General features: G+C 59.7%; 18 protein-coding genes. 9 read left to right on the plus strand and 9 right to left on the minus strand.

Going from position 1 to position 18,253, the window contains the following annotated elements:
* Positions 1–62 precede the first annotated feature (62 nt).
* The 4 genes from ACR0M2_RS07385 to ACR0M2_RS07400 form a co-directional block, all read right to left on the minus strand.
* Positions 63–629 carry a sarcosine oxidase subunit gamma gene (locus ACR0M2_RS07385; RefSeq protein ID WP_480704403.1) on the minus strand — a complete coding sequence of 189 codons (567 nt, stop codon included), beginning with the start codon at positions 627–629 and terminating at the stop codon, positions 63–65.
* Complete coding sequence (locus ACR0M2_RS07390; protein ID WP_480704404.1) at positions 622–3,636, minus strand: sarcosine oxidase subunit alpha family protein; 3,015 nt, start codon at positions 3,634–3,636, stop codon at positions 622–624. The genes ACR0M2_RS07385 and ACR0M2_RS07390 overlap by 8 nt, the downstream gene beginning before the upstream one ends.
* Positions 3,637–3,679: 43 nt before the next feature.
* A complete protein-coding gene (locus ACR0M2_RS07395; protein ID WP_170349132.1) occupies positions 3,680–4,009 on the minus strand; it encodes a sarcosine oxidase subunit delta in 330 nt (109 codons plus the stop codon).
* Between the two features lie 76 nt (positions 4,010–4,085).
* Entirely contained in the window at positions 4,086–5,330 is a 1,245-nt protein-coding gene (locus tag ACR0M2_RS07400) for a sarcosine oxidase subunit beta family protein (RefSeq protein WP_170375896.1), read from the minus strand.
* On the opposite strand from ACR0M2_RS07400, the gene ACR0M2_RS07405 reads away from it, so the two are divergent.
* Genes ACR0M2_RS07405 through ACR0M2_RS07420 form a run of 4 tightly spaced genes read left to right on the plus strand, consistent with a single transcriptional unit; the run spans position 5,329 to position 7,459 of the window.
* Entirely contained in the window at positions 5,329–5,499 is a 171-nt protein-coding gene (locus ACR0M2_RS07405) for a hypothetical protein (protein ID WP_170349134.1), read from the plus strand. The two genes, ACR0M2_RS07400 and ACR0M2_RS07405, sit on opposite strands and share 2 nt — an antisense overlap.
* A 26-nt stretch (positions 5,500–5,525) precedes the next feature.
* Positions 5,526–6,746: a c-type cytochrome biogenesis protein CcmI gene (ccmI, locus tag ACR0M2_RS07410; RefSeq protein WP_480704405.1), complete on the plus strand. Its 1,221-nt coding sequence runs from the start codon at positions 5,526–5,528 to the stop codon at positions 6,744–6,746.
* A complete protein-coding gene (gene ruvX, locus ACR0M2_RS07415; protein ID WP_480704406.1) occupies positions 6,743–7,207 on the plus strand; it encodes a Holliday junction resolvase RuvX in 465 nt (154 codons plus the stop codon). The genes ccmI and ruvX overlap by 4 nt, the downstream gene beginning before the upstream one ends.
* Positions 7,208–7,225: 18 nt before the next feature.
* The gene (locus ACR0M2_RS07420; RefSeq protein WP_170359116.1) at positions 7,226–7,459 is read left to right on the plus strand and encodes a DUF1289 domain-containing protein; all 234 of its coding nucleotides are present in this window, start codon (positions 7,226–7,228) and stop codon (positions 7,457–7,459) included.
* Between the two features lie 250 nt (positions 7,460–7,709).
* Here the strand turns inward: ACR0M2_RS07420 and ACR0M2_RS07425 are convergent, their stop codons facing one another.
* The 5 genes from ACR0M2_RS07425 to ACR0M2_RS07445 form a co-directional block, all read right to left on the minus strand.
* The gene (locus tag ACR0M2_RS07425; RefSeq protein WP_480704407.1) at positions 7,710–8,438 is read right to left on the minus strand and encodes a SpoIIAA family protein; all 729 of its coding nucleotides are present in this window, start codon (positions 8,436–8,438) and stop codon (positions 7,710–7,712) included.
* 34 nt (positions 8,439–8,472) lie between these two features.
* Positions 8,473–9,255 carry a hypothetical protein gene (locus ACR0M2_RS07430; RefSeq protein ID WP_480704408.1) on the minus strand — a complete coding sequence of 261 codons (783 nt, stop codon included), beginning with the start codon at positions 9,253–9,255 and terminating at the stop codon, positions 8,473–8,475.
* Entirely contained in the window at positions 9,252–10,076 is an 825-nt protein-coding gene (locus tag ACR0M2_RS07435) for a sulfite exporter TauE/SafE family protein (RefSeq protein ID WP_480704409.1), read from the minus strand. Before ACR0M2_RS07435 ends, ACR0M2_RS07430 begins: the two co-directional genes overlap by 4 nt.
* Before the next feature lie 39 nt (positions 10,077–10,115).
* Positions 10,116–11,141 carry a tRNA dihydrouridine(20/20a) synthase DusA gene (gene dusA / locus ACR0M2_RS07440; protein WP_480704410.1) on the minus strand — a complete coding sequence of 342 codons (1,026 nt, stop codon included), beginning with the start codon at positions 11,139–11,141 and terminating at the stop codon, positions 10,116–10,118.
* A 154-nt stretch (positions 11,142–11,295) separates the two neighbouring features.
* Positions 11,296–11,898, minus strand: coding sequence for a TetR/AcrR family transcriptional regulator (locus ACR0M2_RS07445; RefSeq protein WP_480661593.1), 603 nt, complete (start codon positions 11,896–11,898; stop codon positions 11,296–11,298).
* A gap of 139 nt (positions 11,899–12,037) precedes the next feature.
* On the opposite strand from ACR0M2_RS07445, the gene ACR0M2_RS07450 reads away from it, so the two are divergent.
* From ACR0M2_RS07450 to ACR0M2_RS07470, 5 genes are all read left to right on the plus strand, one after another.
* Positions 12,038–12,502 carry a (2Fe-2S)-binding protein gene (locus ACR0M2_RS07450; RefSeq protein WP_170349143.1) on the plus strand — a complete coding sequence of 155 codons (465 nt, stop codon included), beginning with the start codon at positions 12,038–12,040 and terminating at the stop codon, positions 12,500–12,502.
* 3 nt (positions 12,503–12,505) lie between these two features.
* Positions 12,506–14,692 (plus strand): xanthine dehydrogenase family protein molybdopterin-binding subunit, encoded by a 2,187-nt coding sequence (locus ACR0M2_RS07455; protein ID WP_480704411.1) that lies wholly within the window; start codon positions 12,506–12,508, stop codon positions 14,690–14,692.
* Positions 14,693–14,829: 137 nt separating this feature from the next.
* Positions 14,830–16,149, plus strand: coding sequence for a glutamine synthetase family protein (locus ACR0M2_RS07460; protein ID WP_480704412.1), 1,320 nt, complete (start codon positions 14,830–14,832; stop codon positions 16,147–16,149).
* Between the two features lie 58 nt (positions 16,150–16,207).
* Positions 16,208–16,888 carry a type 1 glutamine amidotransferase gene (locus ACR0M2_RS07465; RefSeq protein ID WP_425080404.1) on the plus strand — a complete coding sequence of 227 codons (681 nt, stop codon included), beginning with the start codon at positions 16,208–16,210 and terminating at the stop codon, positions 16,886–16,888.
* Positions 16,888–18,246: a glutamine synthetase family protein gene (locus ACR0M2_RS07470; RefSeq protein ID WP_170349147.1), complete on the plus strand. Its 1,359-nt coding sequence runs from the start codon at positions 16,888–16,890 to the stop codon at positions 18,244–18,246. The genes ACR0M2_RS07465 and ACR0M2_RS07470 overlap by 1 nt, the downstream gene beginning before the upstream one ends.
* The last annotated feature ends 7 nt before the right edge of the window (positions 18,247–18,253 follow it).

Consider the following 18,253-nt stretch of genomic DNA (forward strand, 5'->3'; position numbering starts at 1 on the left):
AGCAGCCGCCTTTTTTGGGAAAGGCGGCTGTTATTTGTAACTTTTCTGCGGGGTTTATGAGGTCAATAAAATCCAACCTCACTGCCTGGCTGCGCCGCAACCTTGAGCAGTTTGAACACGTAATCCGCGGCCGACCGGAAACAGACAACACGGAAGGTCTCGGCGTCGTCCATCCAGAACGCCCCTGCCACCTGCGCCAAGCGCGAGCGGCGGATTTGGCCAGGTTGGAACGCCTCGACCGACAGATCGACCGGGGCCAATTTGCCAACCACCTCGCGCGCGCTGGCGCCCGAGATGCGGAATACGGCCCGCGCGTCCGAGACATTGACCGCCAACGCGTGTGTGCCGCTAAGCGCGTTTGCCATTGCGGCCAACTTGGCCTCCACCTCGGCATACGGCACTAGCACCAGCAATTCGTCCGTGGACATCCAGCAAACGCCGGTGTCGCCATTGACCAGAGATTCACGCTGGCCGGGTACTTTCTGGCCTGTGGCATCCTTGACCGCCTTGACCAGCACCTTATCGGACAGGTCGCCTCGCAGGGTGATCATACCCTGCAGGCCACATTCCTCGACTTTGACAATACCGTCATAGCTGGCGTGATTCAGTGCGCTGATGGGTTCAGACATTCTGCTTCTCCCCGTCTTTGTCATAGAAGATCGGGTCCACGATCTTGGCTTTATAGGTTTTGCCGTCGGTACCCGGGAACTCGACGATCTCGCCCATCCGGTCGGGTCCGTGCTTGATCAAGCCCATGGCGATGCCTTTGCCCAGATTGGCCGAGTAATAGGTCGAGGTAACGCGACCGATCATATTACGCTGGCCGTTGGCGTTGACGCCGTCGCCTACTGCGTAAGCACCGTCGGGAATAACGGAACCATCCACAGTCTCAAGGCCCACCAGTTTCCAGCGGTCCGGATCGGCCATATGGGTGCGCGAATGGGCGCGTTTGCCGAGGTAGTCCTCTTTCTTCTTGGACAGTGCCCAGTGCAGCCCCAGATCTTGGGGGATCACGGTGCCATCGGTCTCATCCCCGATCATGATAAAGCCCTTCTCGGCCCGCAGAATGTGCAGACATTCGGTGCCATAAGGCATCACTCCGAACTCCTGCCCTGCCTCGACCAGAGCATCCCAGAACGCCTGCCCCTGAGACGCAGGAACGGCGATCTCATAGGACAGCTCGCCCGAAAACGAGATGCGATAGGCACGGCAGTCGAAGTCGCCGATCTTGCCATCGCGCCACTCCATGAACGGCAGCGCCTCTTTGGACACATCCATGCCGCCCAGCTTCTCCAATACCTTGCGGGCGTTGGGGCCGACAACGGCCACCTGAGCGTATTGCTCGGTCACGTTGGCGACATAAACTTTCCAGTCCCACCATTCGGTCTGCAGCCATTCTTCCATATGGCCGTGGATACGTTCCGCTCCGCCGGTGGTTGTGTGGCACAGCCATGTGTCCTCATCGATGCGGGCAACAACGCCATCGTCGATCAGAAAGCCGTTTTCCGAGCACATCAGGCCATAGCGGCATTTGCCGACCTTCAGCGTGGACATCATGTTGGTGTACATCATGTCCAGGAACTTGCCTGCGTCCGGGCCTTTGACGATCAGCTTGCCCAGCGTCGATGCGTCCAGCAGGCCGAGGTTTTCGCGCGTGTTCTTGACCTCGCGATTCACCGCGTCATGTACGGATTCACCGGGGCGGACATAAGCATAGGTCCGGCGCCAGTGGCCGACCGGCTCCCAATCGGCACCGTTTTTGTCGTGCCAGTCGTGCATCGGGGTTTGACGGATCGGTTGGAACACGTCGCCCCGCGCTTCGCCGCCAATCGACCCCATCGAGATCGGAGTATAAGGCGGGCGGAATGTGGTGGTACCGACTTTCGGAATCTCGGACTCCAACGCATCAGCAAGGATCGCCAGACCGTTGATATTGCTCAACTTGCCCTGATCCGTTGCCATGCCCAGCGTCGTGTAGCGCTTGGTGTGTTCAACGCTTTCATAGCCTTCACGCGCCGCCAGTTGGACGTCGGACACTTTGACGTCGTTCTGGAAATCCAGCCAGGATTTCATGCGCAGTTGAACCTCGGCATTGGCGGGCATCAGCCAGACCGGCTCCATTGCGGCCTCGACCGTGGTTTCACCCTTCGGCGCGTCGGACGTCTTGGGTTTGAAACCTGCGCCATTGGCTGCGGCCTCACCTGCAGTTTGTGCGTCAGCCAGAACATCGCCCAGCGCCAGCGGGCCGTTGGCAGAACCGGCGGCCACGACAAAGCCTTCGCCGTTCGCGCCCAGCGGTGGACGTTCGGGGTCAGGACGGAAATGGGCGTTCGCGTCGTCCCAGATCAGTTTGCCACCGCAATGCGACCACAAATGAACGACCGGAGACCAGCCACCCGACATGGCAACGGCATCGCACTCAACTTCTTCGCGAGCACCACCGATACCTTCCTGATTGCAGATCGCGACCTTTTTGACGCGCTTGCCACCTTTGACTTTGGCGACGGCTTTTCCGGGGTCCACCCGGATACCGAGCTGACGCGCCTCTTCGGCCATCGGGCCCGCAGCGGCACGTGCATCTATCACGCGCAGGACGTCCACTCCGGCCTGTTTCAGGATGATCGCGGTGCGATACCCATCGTCATTGTTGGTGGCAACGATCACGCGCTCGCCCGGGGTGACACCCCAGTTCACCACATAGTCGCGCATGGCCGAAGCGAGCATCACACCCGGAACATCGTTGCCCGCGAAAGACAGCGGACGTTCAATTGCACCGGTTGCGGTCACAACCTGCTTGGCACGGATGCGCCACAGGCGGTGGCGTGGGCCCTGAATGCCCGGAGTATGGTCAGTCAGACGCTCATATCCCAGCACATATCCGTGGTCATAGACACCCGCGCCCATGCAGCGCAATCGCATGGTAACGTTGTCCATTGTTTCCAGTTCGGAAACCAATTGATCCACGAACTTATCCACAGGTGCGCCATCAACGGTGCCCCCATCGACCGGAGCGCGCCCGCCCCAATGGGCTGTCTGTTCGATCAGCATCACCTTGGCGCCGGACGCAGCCGCCGCCTTTGCGGCCTGCAGACCAGCCACACCACCGCCGATTATCAGAACATCGGTGAAGGCATAAAAATGCTCATAGGTGTCCGCGTCGCGGTTGTCTTTGTCGGGCGCTTTGCCCAGACCGGCCGACTGGCGGATGAACGGCTCATAAACGTGTTTCCAGAACGGCTTGGGGTGGATGAACATCTTGTAGTAGAAGCCAGCCGGCAGAAAGCGAGACAGATGCGTGTTCACCGCCCCGATGTCGAATTCAAGGTTCGGCCAGTGGTTCTGTGAAATCGCGGTCAGACCGTTGAACAACTCGGTCGTGGTGGCGCGCTGGTTCGGCTCAAACCGGTTGCCCTGCCCCAGACCGACCAGTGCGTTCGGCTCTTCCGCGCCGCTGGCGACAACGCCGCGCGGGCGGTGATACTTGAACGACCGGCCCATCATCATCTGATCATTGGCCAGCAGAGCCGAGGCGAGCGTATCGCCCTCGTACCCCTGCATCGAGGTGCCGTTGAAGGTAAAGGTGACCTGTTTCGACCGGTCAATCAGCCGGCCTTGTTTTGCGAGACGGGTGCTCATGTTGCGGACCTTTCGCAGGCGGAATTACGGGTGGTGACGCGGGTCATTCGAACTCTCTCCAAGTCCAGCCGGGGCGCTTGGCCGAGATGGCATCCTTAATCTCTTTCGGAGGTTCGGTGACCTGTGCGGAATACGTGCCAAACACCTCAAGCGTCTGGGTACAGCGCGCGGCGTGGAACCACTTGCCACAGCCATTTGCGTGGCGCCAGCGTTCCAAATGGACGCCTTTGGGGTTTTCGCGCATGAACAGGTAGTCGTGGAACTCGTCATCCGACGAGCCCGGACCGAAACGCTTCAGATGCGCCTCGCCACCAGCGGCCAGTTCGGTTTCTTCGGCGTCGACGCCGCAATACGGGCAATTCAGGATCAGCATGTGTTCATCCTTTTGGCGGTCGGTCGGCACAATGGCCGACCTGAATTCTGTTTGTGGGCAACCTCGAGCAGCGCCCCTAGTGCGCCACCCCGGCAGCAACGCTTTCGTCGATGAAGCGGCCCTCTTTGAAACGGTCCAGCGAAAACGCTTCGGTCAGCGGCGAATGGCCGGTGGCCATCAACTGCGCCATCCCCCAGCCGGACCCCGGGATTGCCTTGAAGCCACCTGTGCCCCAACCACCGTTGATGAAGCAGCCTTGTAGCGGCGTCTTCGACAGGATGGGCGAGCGGTCACCGGTCATGTCCACGATACCACCCCACTGGCGCAGCATCTTCAGACGCGAAATCATCGGGAAGGTCTCGACCAACGCGCGGACGGTTTCCTCGATATGGTGGAAGGACCCGCGCTGAGTGAAGTTGTTATAGGCATCAGTACCGCCACCAATCACCATCTCACCCTTGTCGGACTGAGACATGTAACCGTGCACGGTGTTGGCCATCACGACCACGTCCATGCAAGGCTTGATCGGTTCAGATACCAGCGCTTGCAGGGCGATCGCCTCAAGCGGAAGACGGAAGCCTGCCATCTCGGCCAGCTGACCTGAATGGCCTGCGACCACGATGCCCAGCTTTTCGCAGTCAATCGCGCCTTTGGTGGTATCTACGCCAACGACACGCCCGTCCTGAGAACGCACACCTGTGACTTCGCATTGCTGGATGATGTCCATGCCCATGGCCGAACACGCGCGGGCATAGCCCCACGCCACAGCATCGTGCCGCGCGGTGCCGCCGCGTTCCTGCCACAGAGCCCCCAGAACCGGATAGCGCGGACCGTCGATATTGATGATCGGAACCAGCTGTTTGACACGTTCGGGCTCAATCCACTCCGTCTGCACGCCCTGCAGCGCATTCGCATGGGCGGTGCGCTGATAACCGCGGATTTCGTGCTGTGTCTGCGCCAGCATCATCACACCGCGGGGGCTGAACATGATGTTATAGTTCAGGTCCTGGCTCAGGTCCTCGTACAGACCACGCGCCTTTTCATAGATCGCCGCCGACGGGTCCTGCAGATAGTTCGACCGGATGATGGTCGTGTTGCGCCCGGTGTTGCCGCCGCCCAGCCAGCCTTTTTCGATCACGGCGACGTTCTGGATGCCGTAATTCTTGCCAAGATAATAGGCGGTCGCCAGACCATGCCCCCCTGCGCCGACGATTATCACGTCGTACCGCTTTTTCGGTTCGGGCGAGCGCCACGCGCGCTCCCATCCGGTGTGATAGCGCAGGGCCTCCCGCGCCACAGCAAAGGCTGAGTAGTGTTTCATGAGCGAATCCATCCGGTTCGGTGATTGGCGCAGATATGCCGTGCGCGAACACTTTACCCCTGCCGCACAGCGCCACAATATCGAACTATTGCGACATCCGCCCTTTTATTGCGACATGACGTCCTCTCGCGGCCATTTGTCCCTTTTGTCGCCCCGCCGAGAGGTCTAAGTCAGGGCAGCCATATCGGAGAAACCATGTCGTTCCTGGTCGTCACCATTCTAACCGCACTGCTGATTGCCCTATTCCTGGGCTTTTCCCTGCTCCGTAGCCGCAAAACACGTGAGCCTGCGGCGGCATATGATCTGCGTGTCTATCGCGAGCAGCTGGCGGGCGTGGACAAGGATCTGGCCCGTGGCGTTATCGGCGAGGCCGACGCAGACCGGGTCCGCACGGAAATCTCACGCCGCATTCTGGCCGCCGACGCGCAGATGCAGGCCGGGGTTGATCGCGCCGGACCGCCTCGCTGGGCCAGCGTTACCGCCTTTGCTGTCATCGCACTTGTCGTCGTGGGCGGTGCGATCTGGATGTATCGCCAGATGGGTGCCGCAGGGCTGCCGGATCAACCCTTGTCGCTGCGGCTGGAGCAAGCCGAAACCCTGCGTGCCGAACGCCCCAGCCAGGCCGAAGCCGAAGCAGCCGCCCCGCCCGCTCAATTGCCGCAGCTGGATGAGAGTTATGCCAATCTTCTGAATCAGTTGCGCGAGACTGTTGCAGCACGCCCCGATGATCTGCAAGGCCATATCCTGCTGGCTCAACACGAGGCGAATGCAGGCAATTTTCCCGCCGCTTACGCAGCCCAGCAACGTGTGATCGAGCTGTCTGGCGACGATATCCCCGCCGATGCCTTTTCACATCTGGCCGAGATGATGATCCTGTCCGTGGGCGGCTATGTCTCGCCCGAGGCCGAAGAGGCATTGAGGCAGGCGCTGAAACGCGACCCGCGCCATGGGCCGGCGCAATACTATCTAGGGCAGATGATGGTGCAGATCGGACGCCCCGACGTTGGATACCGGGTCTGGGTCGATGCCCTCCGCGATGCCCCTGCCGGCGCGCCATGGGCCGATGCCATTCGGGCCCAATTGGACGAGCTGGCTTTCCGCGCCGGAGTATTCAACGCGCCTGAAATACCTGCTGCCCCCGGCCCCAGCCAAGGTGACGTCGACGCCGCTGCCGAACTGACACCGGAAGAACGGCAAGAAATGATCAAGGGCATGGTCAACCAATTGTCTGAACGTCTGGCCTCTGAGGGCGGTTCACCCGAGGAATGGGCGCGTCTGATTGCGGCCCTTGGCGTGTTGGGCGAAGGTCAGCGGGCCATCGACATCAAAAACGAGGCTATGGAAGTCTTTGCCGGAAATGCCGATGCCATCGAACTGATCGACGCCGCCGCATTGCAGGCCGGAATTGCACAATGATTCACGACGCATTCGAAGAATTTGCTGCCGCCCTGCCGCCGATGACTGCGCTGATGGGTCTGGATCTGGGCGAAAAAACCATCGGGGTCGCCGTCTCGGACCGGATGCGCGGTGTGGCCAGCCCGTTGGAGACCGTGCGGCGCAACAAATTCACCCTGGATTCCGCGCGATTGCTGGAACTGATCGCTGACCGCGAGATTGGCGGTGTCATTCTGGGTCTGCCGAAAAACATGGACGGAACCGAAGGCCCCCGCTGCCAATCCACCCGCGCCTTTGCCCGAAACCTGTCGCGGCTGACCGAGGTTTCCATCGGGTTCTGGGACGAACGGCTGAGCACGGTTGCGGCCGAAAAGGCACTGCTTGAGGCGGATACGACACGAAAACGTCGCGGACAGGTTATCGATCACGTCGCGGCTGGTTATATTCTGCAAGGGGCGCTGGACAGGCTGCGCTTTCTTTAGTTGCAACGGGATACGGCAATGACGAACATGGTTTGGAAAAGGAACGAGGTCGAAAGCCCCTGTATCCAGATCTGTGTCGTTCACCCGACCGAACGTATCTGCACCGGTTGCTACCGCACGATTGATGAAATCTCGCGATGGTCCAAAATGGACAGCAACGAGCGTGCTGAGATCATGGAAAACCTGCCCTCACGCAAACCCCAGCTGACCAAACGCAGGGGTGGTCGTGCCGCACGCCTGAAAAAGTCTTAAATTCTATCCAGATCCTGGACATGGACTGAATCTGCGCCGCTGCAGGTTGGTCTGAACTTCGAGGGGGATCAAGTTCGAACACTTGTGGTGAGTGAGTGGCAACCCACAGCGACGCGCTTCAGTTTTCAGGTTCCTCCGAAGTGGTTACGCGGAAGAACAAGGCATTGCTAATCGTTTTTTGACCATTCAATCAAGAAAAACAAAGCCTGACCTAACATGACCTGACGTAAGCGTCAGGTTTAATCTTGGCCTACCCGGCAGCCAGCCAGGATTTGGCATTTTCGATATCCTCAGATGCAAAGAACTGAGTTCTCGTGCCCAGAACATGACTGGCCGCCCGTTGCGCCATATGTTGCCACGTTTTGTCCCCAACGATGGCCGCGCGATCCAGCATCCCGGCATGTTTCCGAACCAGTTTGAAATGTGATGCCAGCGCTGACAGACCCTGCCAGCCGTCAAATTCCCGCAAGTCGATCAACAACCGGAACCCCTCCTTGGCTTGCAACAGGTTATCGAGGTCCCGTTCCGCCCGGCTGAATTCGTCGGGGTCCAGCTTTCCCAAGAGGCTGATCTGAATGCACGGCCCACCCAGATCAACCACGTGAATCGACCCCAAAGATTCGCGCATCCAGCGTCGGGCGGCCTCCAGTTCGGAAAGCGCAAAGACTTGCACCGGGCATGGCAAGATCGGGGCAGCCAAGCGGATACTGATCTTTACCCAACCCTGATCCGCCGCCACGCCAATGCGATCAAATCCGCGCCAGTGGCTCAGCCCCAGCTTTGTATCGGCCCAAGCGGCACTTAGATCGTAACCCTTGAATTCCGGCTGAACGACGGCCAGCAGACGCACGTTGTCATGTTCGGTCAATGCGGCCTCGATAGCGGGCACCAGAACCTCGCTGTAATCAGTACTGGTCACCTCGCCGGACAGTTCGACTTCCAGCAATGCTCCGTCCGAATTCCTGTGGACTATAATCATCAAAAAACCTCCAAATCCGAATAATGGCAGGAGGTTAGGCGGATTCGATCCATTCGGCTACTCCCCCGGCGCACTCGGGGCGGAAATAGGCGATCATGCGTCCATCCTCCCCGGCCGAGGCATTGGCGCCCCATCGGGCCACCCCATGCAAGCAATGACGGTGCAACAGGTAGGCCTCACCGGGTTTGGCGGGCAATTCGATGCGTGGGCAAGTGTCGAATACTTCGCGGCGCGCAGCCTGATACGCCTCGGTTATATCCACCTGATGCAGACTATTGCGTGGGTGCCCGTCCAGCGCGTGTTTGAACGCGGCGCGCAGGATTTTATGACTGCCTTCCCACAGCACCATGGGGGCGGCATCAATACTGGCATCGTTCAGTGGAATGCCCAATATCCACGCATGCGGCTCATCCACCCGCCGCCGCCGATCCGGTCCCGCTGGCCGCAACCCGTCCACATGTGCGGCGTCCCGCTTTAACCTATATTGCCCGGCGCTGGTGCCTTCGCCCTGCCGCGGGCGTGGATAGCCGGGGTAGATGACCGAGACCTGCCCCTTGTGCAGCGGCAGTTCTCCGTAATGATCGGTAATGAAATCCATGGCTTGGCCGGACAACACCCCCGATTGCCCAACCCTGCCCCGCGGGTCATTGTCCAACGCGTCGACGCCAATAAACCATGTCCCCTCGCAATCCAGCCATTGGGCATGGGCTGGGTCAATGACAGATGCCCGGGCAGCGGGCAGCGCGTGCCCTACCCACTCGGCCAGCGCCGGATCGAAGGGGAACCTGATCCAGCCATTTTCGTGAAAATCACTCATAACCCCAGTGCCTTACGCAGCATGTTCAGCGCGACCAGCGTCAGGAACACGGCAAACACGCGTCTGAGGGGTTTGGGGTTCATCGCATGAGCCAGCTTTACCCCCAACGGCGCGGTGATTGTCGTCATGGCGACAACGATACCAAAGGCGACCAGATTGACCGCCCCGATGGTCAGAGGCGGGCGGTGTTCCGGCGGAACGTCCAGAAACAGAAAGCCCAGAACCGAAGGCACCGCGATGATCACGCCAAAACCGGCAGCAGTTGCTACCGCGCGATGAATGGGCGTGTTGTAAAGGCTCATCAGTGGCACGCCGAAACTGCCGCCTCCGATCCCCATCAACACCGAAAGAAAGCCCACCGGGGGCGACAGTACGGCACGTTTGATCCCTTTGGGCATGGCGTCACCCAACCGCCATTCAGATTTGCCTAGCCCAAGATAGGCACCAATGACCATTCCCAGAACGCCAAACAAAATCTGCAGAACCTCGGTCCGCAGCGCCGAGGCCACCAGAACGCCGATGATCGCCCCGACCGCAATCCCAAGCCCCCAGCCGCGCAGGATTTCCCAGTCCACAGCGCCTTTTTTGTTGTGCGACAGCACCGATCGCACAGAGGTCACGATGATCGTCGCCAAAGAGGTCGCCAGACACAGCTGCATCAATTGCGGGCCGCCATAGCCAAGCGTCTGAAACGCATAGAAAAAGGCGGGCACCAGCACGATACCCCCGCCAACGCCCAGCAATCCGGCCAGCACACCGGCCAGCGCCCCGATTACAAGCAAAAGGCCCAGCATCTGGGCCAGCAACATCGTCTCGGGCATCTTCCCCCCATAGCGGCCTGTGGCCGTGTCTTATTCCGCTCAAACCTCGACCAGAGGCCCCACGCGCTCCAGTGCCTGCAACATTACCTCAGGGCCTGCGCCCTCATGCACCGCGCCTTCGGACAAGGCCCGCCGCCAGGCCCGCGCACCGGGGCGACCGGCAAACAAGCCCAGCATATGACGAGTGATCTGGTGCAACCGGCCCCCTTCGACAAGGTGAGCCTCAACATAGGGAACCATTTTTTGTACAACTTCGACAGGATCAGCGGCCTGCCCGGTGCCGTAGATGAGCGGGTCGGCTTCCGCCAAAATGTCGGTCGGCTGATGATAGGCCGCGCGCCCGATCATGACGCCGTCCAGCCCTGCCTCAAGATGCGTTCGCGCCTGATCCAGAGAGGTAATGCCCCCATTGATCGAGATATGCAGATCGGGAAATGCCGCCTTCATCCGGTGAACCAGATCATAATCCAAAGGCGGAATATCGCGGTTTTCCTTGGGGCTGAGACCCTGCAACCAAGCCTTACGCGCGTGGATCGTCACCCGTTCGCAACCGGCCGCGCGGATTTGGTCCAGAAAGGTTGGCAGAACCTCTTCGGGGTTTTGCTCGTCCACGCCGATCCGGCATTTGACCGTCACGTCAACATCCACAACCTCACGCATAGCAGATACGCATTCGGCAACCCGACCCGGGTCCTTCATCAAAACCGCTCCAAATGTGCCGGACTGCACCCGATCCGAAGGGCAGCCGCAGTTCAGGTTGACCTCATCATAGCCCGCCTCGGTCCCAAGCCGCGCTGCCTGCGCCAATTCCTTTGGGTCGGACCCGCCCAGTTGCAGCGCTACGGGGTGTTCCTGAGGGCTGTATCTCAGCAAATGCATCGCCCCACCGCGCACCAGCGCTGGGGCCGTCACCATTTCCGTGTAAAGCAACGCCTGCCCACTGAGCAGCCGGTGCAGATAGCGACAGTGCCGATCCGTCCAGTCCATCATGGGGGCAACGGACAGACGGGCCGCGCGCCTAAGTCCACCCCCTTTCAGGGCTGTGTTTTCTGCTAAATTCGACATACTTTCCGCGCCCGTCTTGGCCTTGTTCCTCAGGGGATCATTTCAGAACAGCCCTGTAGCACTATTTCGGGATCGAGTGCCACTCGGAATGCCAAATTGTCAGTTTCGTGACGAATCTCAGCCAGGGCGGATGATATGTGACGGGTTTTGACCCTTACACCGCATAACGGCTGATCATCATTTCGACGCTGTTTTCGATGGTTTCGGCCATTTCGGCCTCGCTCAGCACAGACCCGGTGAACAAAAGGGGCCAAAACGCGCGCGCTTTGATCAGGCCGATGAATTCGCGCCCCGCCTGTTCCGGATCGTCGATCCGCAATTGCCCGTCCTCGGCTGCATCCCGCATCATGCCGATGAAGGCGGCAGTTTTGTCTAGTTTGCCTGTCGCCTCGGCAGCAAGGGCCGGGCTGCGCAAGGTTTCGCTGATCACCATCCGGGACATCGCCATCACATCCGGCATCATCAGGATGCGCCCTTCGGCCCAGGCCAGTTCAGTCAGTTGTTCGCGAATATCACGGCCTTTTTTGTACCGGATTTCGACCACTTCGGCAAAGCGGCTGGACAGCTCGATCACAATCGAGCGAAACAGGTTTTCCTTGCTTTCAAAATACTTATACAGCGTACGCTTAGACACCTCGGCCTGCGCCGAGATGCGATCCATGCTGGCTGCGGCAAAGCCCTTGTCCTGGAACTCGGTCACAGCAGCTTCGATGATCTGCGCGTATTTGGTCGCATTCGGTGCGCTGCATTCGGTCATGTCAGAGCTATAGACCTATTGACAGGGGGCGGTCAAATCCCAGGTAAACGCAAGAGTTTACAAGGGTGACATTCTGTGCCACTAGTAAACGCGCCAGTTTACCGACTCAGGTAACCAGCCCAACACGGAAGGTCCCCTCATGGCACTGACATTGAAACTGAATGGCGAAACCCACACGGTTGACGCCGAACCCGGCACGCCCTTGCTGTGGGTAATCCGGGATGAATTAAAACTAACTGGAACCAAATTCGGCTGCGGCGTCGCCTCTTGCGGTGCCTGCACCGTACACCTGAATGGCGAGCCCGTACGCTCGTGCCAGACCTATATCGAAGACGTCGAAGATGCCGAGATCACCACAATCGAGGCCGTCGGCAATGACAAGATCGGCGCCGCCGTTCAGCAGGCCTGGGTTGAATTGGACGTCGTTCAGTGCGGCTATTGCCAATCGGGTCAGGTGATGTCGGCCGTTGGGCTGTTGTCCGAAAATCCCACCCCATCCGTCGAAGAGATTGACGATTACATGCACGGCAATGCCTGCCGCTGCGCCACCTATCAACGCATTCGCGCCGGCATTCAGCGCGCGTCCGAAATTCTGGAGGCCTGATCTATGACCATCAACACCTCTCGCCGTGGGTTTCTGAAAGGGGCCGCCGCTGCCGGTGCTGTTCTGCTGGTTGGTGCGCGTGCCGATGGCGTGCTGGCTGCGACCTCATCCGAGGCTGCGCAATTCAACCCCTTCGTCAAGATTGATGCGAATGGCACAGTGACGGCCATCGTCAAACACTTTGAAAAAGGTCAGGGCCCCGCAACCGGCCTGCCGACGTTGATCGCCGAAGAAATCGGTCTTCGCATGGATCAGATCGACTACGAATTCGCGCCATCTAACGCGCAGGTTTACAACAACCTTCTGTTCGGCCCCTTTCAGGGCACCGGCGGGTCGACCGCGATGGCGAATTCGTGGATGCAATATCGTCAGGCTGGTGCCACCGCGCGCGAAATGCTGATCGCCGCCGCCGCCCAAAGCTGGGGCGTGGATGCCGCGGGTATCACCATCGACGAAGGCATCGTCAAAGCGGGCGACCAATCCGCCCCGATTGCCGAGTTTGTGGCTGCGGCCTCTCAGCTAGACGCGCCCGCCGAGCCGCGCCTGAAAGACCCATCGGAATTCCGTCTGATCGGCAACGAATCCGTGCGCCGCAAGGATTCCGCCATCAAGGGCAACGGTCAGGCCATGTACGCCATGGACGTTCACCTGCCAAACCAGATGGTCGCCATGATCAAGCGCCCTGAGTCAAAAGGCGGTATCGCCAACGGCTTTGACGACAGCGCGTCGAAAGAAGTCAAAGGCTATATCTCAGCCGCCGTTCTACCCAATCAGGCAGGGGTCGCGGTTTACGCCGAAAACACCTGGGCCGCGATCCAGGCGCGTGACGCGCTTGAGGTTGATTGGGATATGTCGGGCGCGGAAACCCGCCATTCGGATCAGATCAAGGCCGAGATCATGGCCGCACTGGATGCCGAACCAACTTATAACGTGAACAAGGCGGACTTCGCAGCAGTCGCAGCAGCAATCGACGGGGCAGACAAGGTCATCGAAAAGACCTTTTACTTCCCGCTGCTGGCGCATGCTCCGATGGAGCCTCTGAACTGCACCATCGAACAAACCGCCGAGGGCGACATCGTCTTGCATGACGGTGCGCAAATGCCGACCGGCCCGCACATGGCGTATCAGCAAATCTTCCAACTGCCGCCCGAAAAGATTCACATCAAGACGATGCTGGCAGGCGGGTCGTTCGGGCGTCGCGCGACACCTGATGCGGATTACCAAGTCGAGGCAGCGCTGGCCTTTGTGGTCACCGACCGCTCGCGCCCGGTTAAGCTGGTCTGGACGCGTGAGGATGACATCCGCAGCGGCTATTACCGCCCTGCCTTTGGTCACAAGGTCCGTGTGGGCCTGAATGCCAATGGCGACATCGTTGGCTGGCAACATCAGGTAGCTGGCCAATCGGTCATCAAGGGCACTCCGTTTGAATCCGTTCTGGTGCATGACGGGATCGACCACAGCTCGATCGAAGGTATCGCCGACAGTCCTTATGCCATCCCCGGAATGGCGCTTGGGCTGACCGACACGCCGAAGGCAACGACGGTACTGTGGTGGCGCTCTGTGGGCCACACCCACACCGGCTATGTCATGGAGACGATGATGGATGCAGTTGCCGAGGCCGCAGGGCGCGATCCGGTGAAGTTCCGACTGTCGCACCTTGCCGACGCCAGCAACCCGGATCAGGCACGCAAAGCTACGGTTCTGAAACTGGCGGCTGAAAAAGGCAACTGGGGCAACGCGCCTGCAGGTCGCGCGCAGGGTATCGCAGTTCACAAGTCCTTTGGTTCCTATGCCGCTCAGGTTGTCGAGGTATCGGGAGATCCGGAAAACGGCATCAAGATCGAAAAGGTCACTTGTGCAGTCGATTGTGGCATTGCGGTGAACCCCGATGTGGTGCGCGCGCAGATGGAAGGCGGCATCGGTTACGGCATCGGGCATGTCATGCGCGATCAGATCACGCTGACAGATGGCACTGTGGATCAATTCAACTTCCCGGATTATGAGCCGCTGCGGATTGGCGACATCGCCGCGATTGACGTACATATCGTTCCATCAGCCGAGGCACCCACAGGTGTTGGCGAACCAGGCACCCCTCCCTCGGCCCCGGCGTTGGCCAATGCAATCAACGCATTGTCAGGCACGCATGTAGCCGAACTGCCAATGGCTGAAAACGGCGTCAGCTTCGTTTAAAGCCCCTGCTCCGCGCCGTCCCCCTCTGGCGCGGAGCAACTTGCTGCAAAACCACTGCGGCAATAATTTGATCAAATTTAGTGACAAGGCGCGTTTAACCCATTACATCTCGGGTAACTCGAAGGATGGAGACCCCGATGGACCTGAGCGCCCTGCACAGTTTTCGTGTTGCTGCATGTGACCTAAACGGTCAGATGCGCGGCAAGCGAGTGCCGCCCTCATATGCCGACAAGCTGACTAAAGGCGCGGTGCGGATGCCCTTTTCCGCGTTGAACGTGGATCTATGGGGCGCGGATATCGACGGCAGCCCGCTGGTCTTTGAATCCGGTGACGCCGATGGAATGCTGCTGCCGACGGACCGCGGACCGGTGCCGATGCCTTGGCTGGAAGCAGACACCGCGCTGGTCCCGATGTGTTTGCATGATGACGCAGGTGTGCCCTTTGCTGGGGATCCCCGGCACGCGTTGGCCGCTGTGCTGGAACGCTATACCCAGCGCGGTTGGTCTGTCATCGCAGCGACCGAACTGGAGTTCACTCTGCTGGACGCATCCGGCCCCCAGCCGCAGCCTCCAATCAACCCGGTCACAGATCGGCGGCTGGCGGATGAGGCAGTTTTGTCCATGGCTGAGATGGACGCGTTCGACGCGTTTTTCACCGATCTCTACGACGGATGCGCAGCCATGGGCATACCAGCCCAGACAGCGATATCCGAAAGCGGCATTGGCCAGTTCGAGATCAACCTGAACCATCAGGATGCCATGCGCTGCGCCGATGATACGTGGCTTTTCAAGACCTTGACGCGTGGCCTTGCCCGCAAGCATGGGTTTACGGCCACATTCATGTCGAAACCGTACGCCGATGACGCGGGCAACGGGATGCACGTGCATTTTTCGGTCGTTGATGAGAAAGGCCGGAACGTATTCGACAATGGCGGGCCTGAGGGCACTGATCTGCTGCGCTGGGCCGTTGCCGGATGTCTGTCGGCGATGCCGGGCTGTACGCTGATTTTTGCGCCCCACGGCAATTCCTACACGCGCCTTATACCCGGCGCGCACGCCCCGACCGGTGCCTGTTGGGCCTATGAAAACCGCACCGCCGCCCTTCGCATTCCCGGCGGCGCCCCTGCCGCGCGGCGGATCGAACATCGCGTCGCGGGCGGCGACATCAACCCTTATCTGATGCTGGCGGCCGTGCTGGGTGCCGCGCTGAACGGGATCGAGGACGAGACCGAACCCCCCGCCCCAATCTCGGGCAATGCATATGAGATCGACAGCCTGCCGCACCTGGCGGCAGATTGGGGTGCAGCCATTACCGCGTTCGAAACCGACCCGAACGTAGCGCGCATCTTCCCCGCCGATCTGATCCGCTTTTTCGCCATGACCAAGCGGCAGGAAATGCGCCGCTTTGCCGACCGCCCGGTGGAAGAACACTGGCTAAGCTATCTCGAAGCGGTATGACCCTCTTGCCCGCGTGAACCCGGTGGGCTAGAATAAATTTGATCAAATTTGGTGACCCATGAAAATCGGCATCCTACTGACCGGCCACCCTCCTGACGTATTGCAGGACCAGTTCGACGAATATGACGCGATGTTTCGCGCGCTTCTGGACGGCAATGGCTTTACCTACGAAACCTTCGCCGTCGTGGACGGGCAGTTCCCAAAAGATGAGCTTCAGGCCGATGGCTGGGTCATCACTGGCTCGCGCCACGGCGCGTATGAGAACCACCCGTGGATACCGCCTCTTGAAGATCTGATCCGCGCTATTCGCCAAAGCGGACGCCCCCTGATCGGCGTCTGTTTCGGCCACCAGATCATTGCGCAGGCGCTTGGCGGGAAAGTCGAGAAATTCAAAGGCGGCTGGGCCGTTGGACGCACAGACTATGAATATGACGGCCAGACCATAACGCTAAACGCCTGGCATCAGGATCAGGTGATTGAATTGCCCGAAGACGCGCGTGTGTTGGGCACAAACACATTCTGCCATAACGCGATGGTGGCCTATGGCGACAACGTCTGGACGGTGCAGGCGCATCCGGAATACGGCGATGCCTTCATTCAGGGCCTCATGAACACGCGCGGAAAAGGCGTTGTGCCCGATGCGCTGATGGAGGCGGCAGCCAACCGCCTGCCCGCCCAGAATGACAATCCGAAGATCGGGCAGTTGATGGCCGAGTTTCTGAAGAAAGAGAGGGCCTGATGGCCGACTGGAAAGATCAACTGCCACAGGCAGCCCGAACTTATATCGACGGCCAACGGCTGGATGAGGTTGAATGCATCATCTCGGACTTACCCGGTATCGCCCGTGGTAAGGCTGTGCCCGCCTCAAAATTTGCAAAGCAGGCTTATTTCCATCTGCCCGATAGCGTTTTCTACCAGACCATCACCGGTGACTGGGGTGAGGCCGCGGGCGAGGATGGGTTTATCGAACGGGACATGATCCTCAAGCCTGACTTTTCGACCGCCTCAGCCGCGCCCTGGACGGGCGACTGGACACTGCAAGTGATCCACGACGCCTATGACCGGGATGGAGAGCCGATCCCCTTCAGCCCTCGCAACGTGCTGAAACGGGTGGTGCAGATGTATCACGACAAGGGCTGGAAGCCGATTGTCGCACCTGAAATGGAGTTCTTTCTGGTCGCCCGCAATGTCGATCCGGCGCAGGGGATCAAGCCGATGATGGGTCGCTCGGGCCGTCCAGCGGCGGCTCGTCAGGCCTATTCAATGACGGCAGTGGACGAGTTCGGCCCAGTGATCGACGACATCTATGATTTCGCCGAACACCAAGGGTTTGAGATCGACGGCATCACGCAAGAAGGCGGCGCGGGTCAGCTGGAAATCAATCTACGCCATGGCGATCCGGTCAAGCTGGCGGATGAGGTGTTCTACTTCAAACGCCTGATCCGCGAAGCCGCTTTGCGTCACGATTGCTTTGCCACCTTCATGGCCAAGCCGATCGAGGATGAGCCGGGCTCGGCCATGCATATCCACCACTCGATCATCGATACTGAGACCGGGCAAAACATTTTCTCTGGTCCACAGGGCGGTGAGACAGATGCGTTCTATAACTTCATTGCCGGGCTGCAGAACCACCTGCCCGCCGGGCTGGCCGTAATGGCACCATATGTGAATTCGTACAGGCGCTACGTGAAAGACCACGCCGCGCCGATCAATCTGGAATGGGCGCGTGATAATCGCACCACGGGTATCCGCGTGCCCCTGTCCGGGCCTGAGGCGCGGCGGGTCGAAAACCGTATCGCCGGGATGGACTGCAACCCTTATCTCGGCATCGCGCTGTCGTTGGCCTGTGGCTATCTCGGCCTGACACAGCAGGAACGTCCCCGCCGTCAATTCTATGGCGACGCCTATGAAGGCGAAGGCGATATCCCGCAGGTTATGGGCAGCGCGCTTGACCTGTTTGATGAGGCCGACGCCCTGCATGAGGTCCTTGGCCCAGAATTCGCTCGCGTCTACAGCATCGTCAAACGCGCAGAATACGAGGAATTCCTACAAGTGATCTCTCCGTGGGAGCGTGAGCATCTATTGCTGAACGTCTGAGGTACGC

Source organism: Ruegeria sp. BE10, assembly GCF_056538905.1.

Excerpts from the sequence above, each read along its gene's own strand:
- ACR0M2_RS07430 (WP_480704408.1), bottom strand. The coding sequence starts at position 9,255 with ATGAGTGATTTTCACGAAAATGGCTGGATCAGGTTCCCCTTCGATCCG.
- ACR0M2_RS07460 (WP_480704412.1), top strand. The coding sequence starts at position 14,830 with ATGGACCTGAGCGCCCTGCACAGTTTTCGTGTTGCTGCATGTGACCTA.
- dusA (WP_480704410.1), bottom strand. The coding sequence starts at position 11,141 with ATGTCGAATTTAGCAGAAAACACAGCCCTGAAAGGGGGTGGACTTAGG.
- ACR0M2_RS07445 (WP_480661593.1), bottom strand. The coding sequence starts at position 11,898 with ATGACCGAATGCAGCGCACCGAATGCGACCAAATACGCGCAGATCATC.
- ACR0M2_RS07390 (WP_480704404.1), bottom strand. The coding sequence starts at position 3,636 with ATGAGCACCCGTCTCGCAAAACAAGGCCGGCTGATTGACCGGTCGAAA.
- ACR0M2_RS07435 (WP_480704409.1), bottom strand. The coding sequence starts at position 10,076 with ATGCCCGAGACGATGTTGCTGGCCCAGATGCTGGGCCTTTTGCTTGTA.
- ACR0M2_RS07405 (WP_170349134.1), top strand. The coding sequence starts at position 5,329 with ATGAGCGAATCCATCCGGTTCGGTGATTGGCGCAGATATGCCGTGCGC.
- ACR0M2_RS07465 (WP_425080404.1), top strand. The coding sequence starts at position 16,208 with ATGAAAATCGGCATCCTACTGACCGGCCACCCTCCTGACGTATTGCAG.
- ccmI (WP_480704405.1), top strand. The coding sequence starts at position 5,526 with ATGTCGTTCCTGGTCGTCACCATTCTAACCGCACTGCTGATTGCCCTA.
- ACR0M2_RS07385 (WP_480704403.1), bottom strand. The coding sequence starts at position 629 with ATGTCTGAACCCATCAGCGCACTGAATCACGCCAGCTATGACGGTATT.
- ACR0M2_RS07420 (WP_170359116.1), top strand. The coding sequence starts at position 7,226 with ATGACGAACATGGTTTGGAAAAGGAACGAGGTCGAAAGCCCCTGTATC.
- ACR0M2_RS07455 (WP_480704411.1), top strand. The coding sequence starts at position 12,506 with ATGACCATCAACACCTCTCGCCGTGGGTTTCTGAAAGGGGCCGCCGCT.
- ACR0M2_RS07470 (WP_170349147.1), top strand. The coding sequence starts at position 16,888 with ATGGCCGACTGGAAAGATCAACTGCCACAGGCAGCCCGAACTTATATC.
- ACR0M2_RS07400 (WP_170375896.1), bottom strand. The coding sequence starts at position 5,330 with ATGAAACACTACTCAGCCTTTGCTGTGGCGCGGGAGGCCCTGCGCTAT.
- ACR0M2_RS07425 (WP_480704407.1), bottom strand. The coding sequence starts at position 8,438 with ATGATTATAGTCCACAGGAATTCGGACGGAGCATTGCTGGAAGTCGAA.
- ruvX (WP_480704406.1), top strand. The coding sequence starts at position 6,743 with ATGATTCACGACGCATTCGAAGAATTTGCTGCCGCCCTGCCGCCGATG.
- ACR0M2_RS07395 (WP_170349132.1), bottom strand. The coding sequence starts at position 4,009 with ATGCTGATCCTGAATTGCCCGTATTGCGGCGTCGACGCCGAAGAAACC.
- ACR0M2_RS07450 (WP_170349143.1), top strand. The coding sequence starts at position 12,038 with ATGGCACTGACATTGAAACTGAATGGCGAAACCCACACGGTTGACGCC.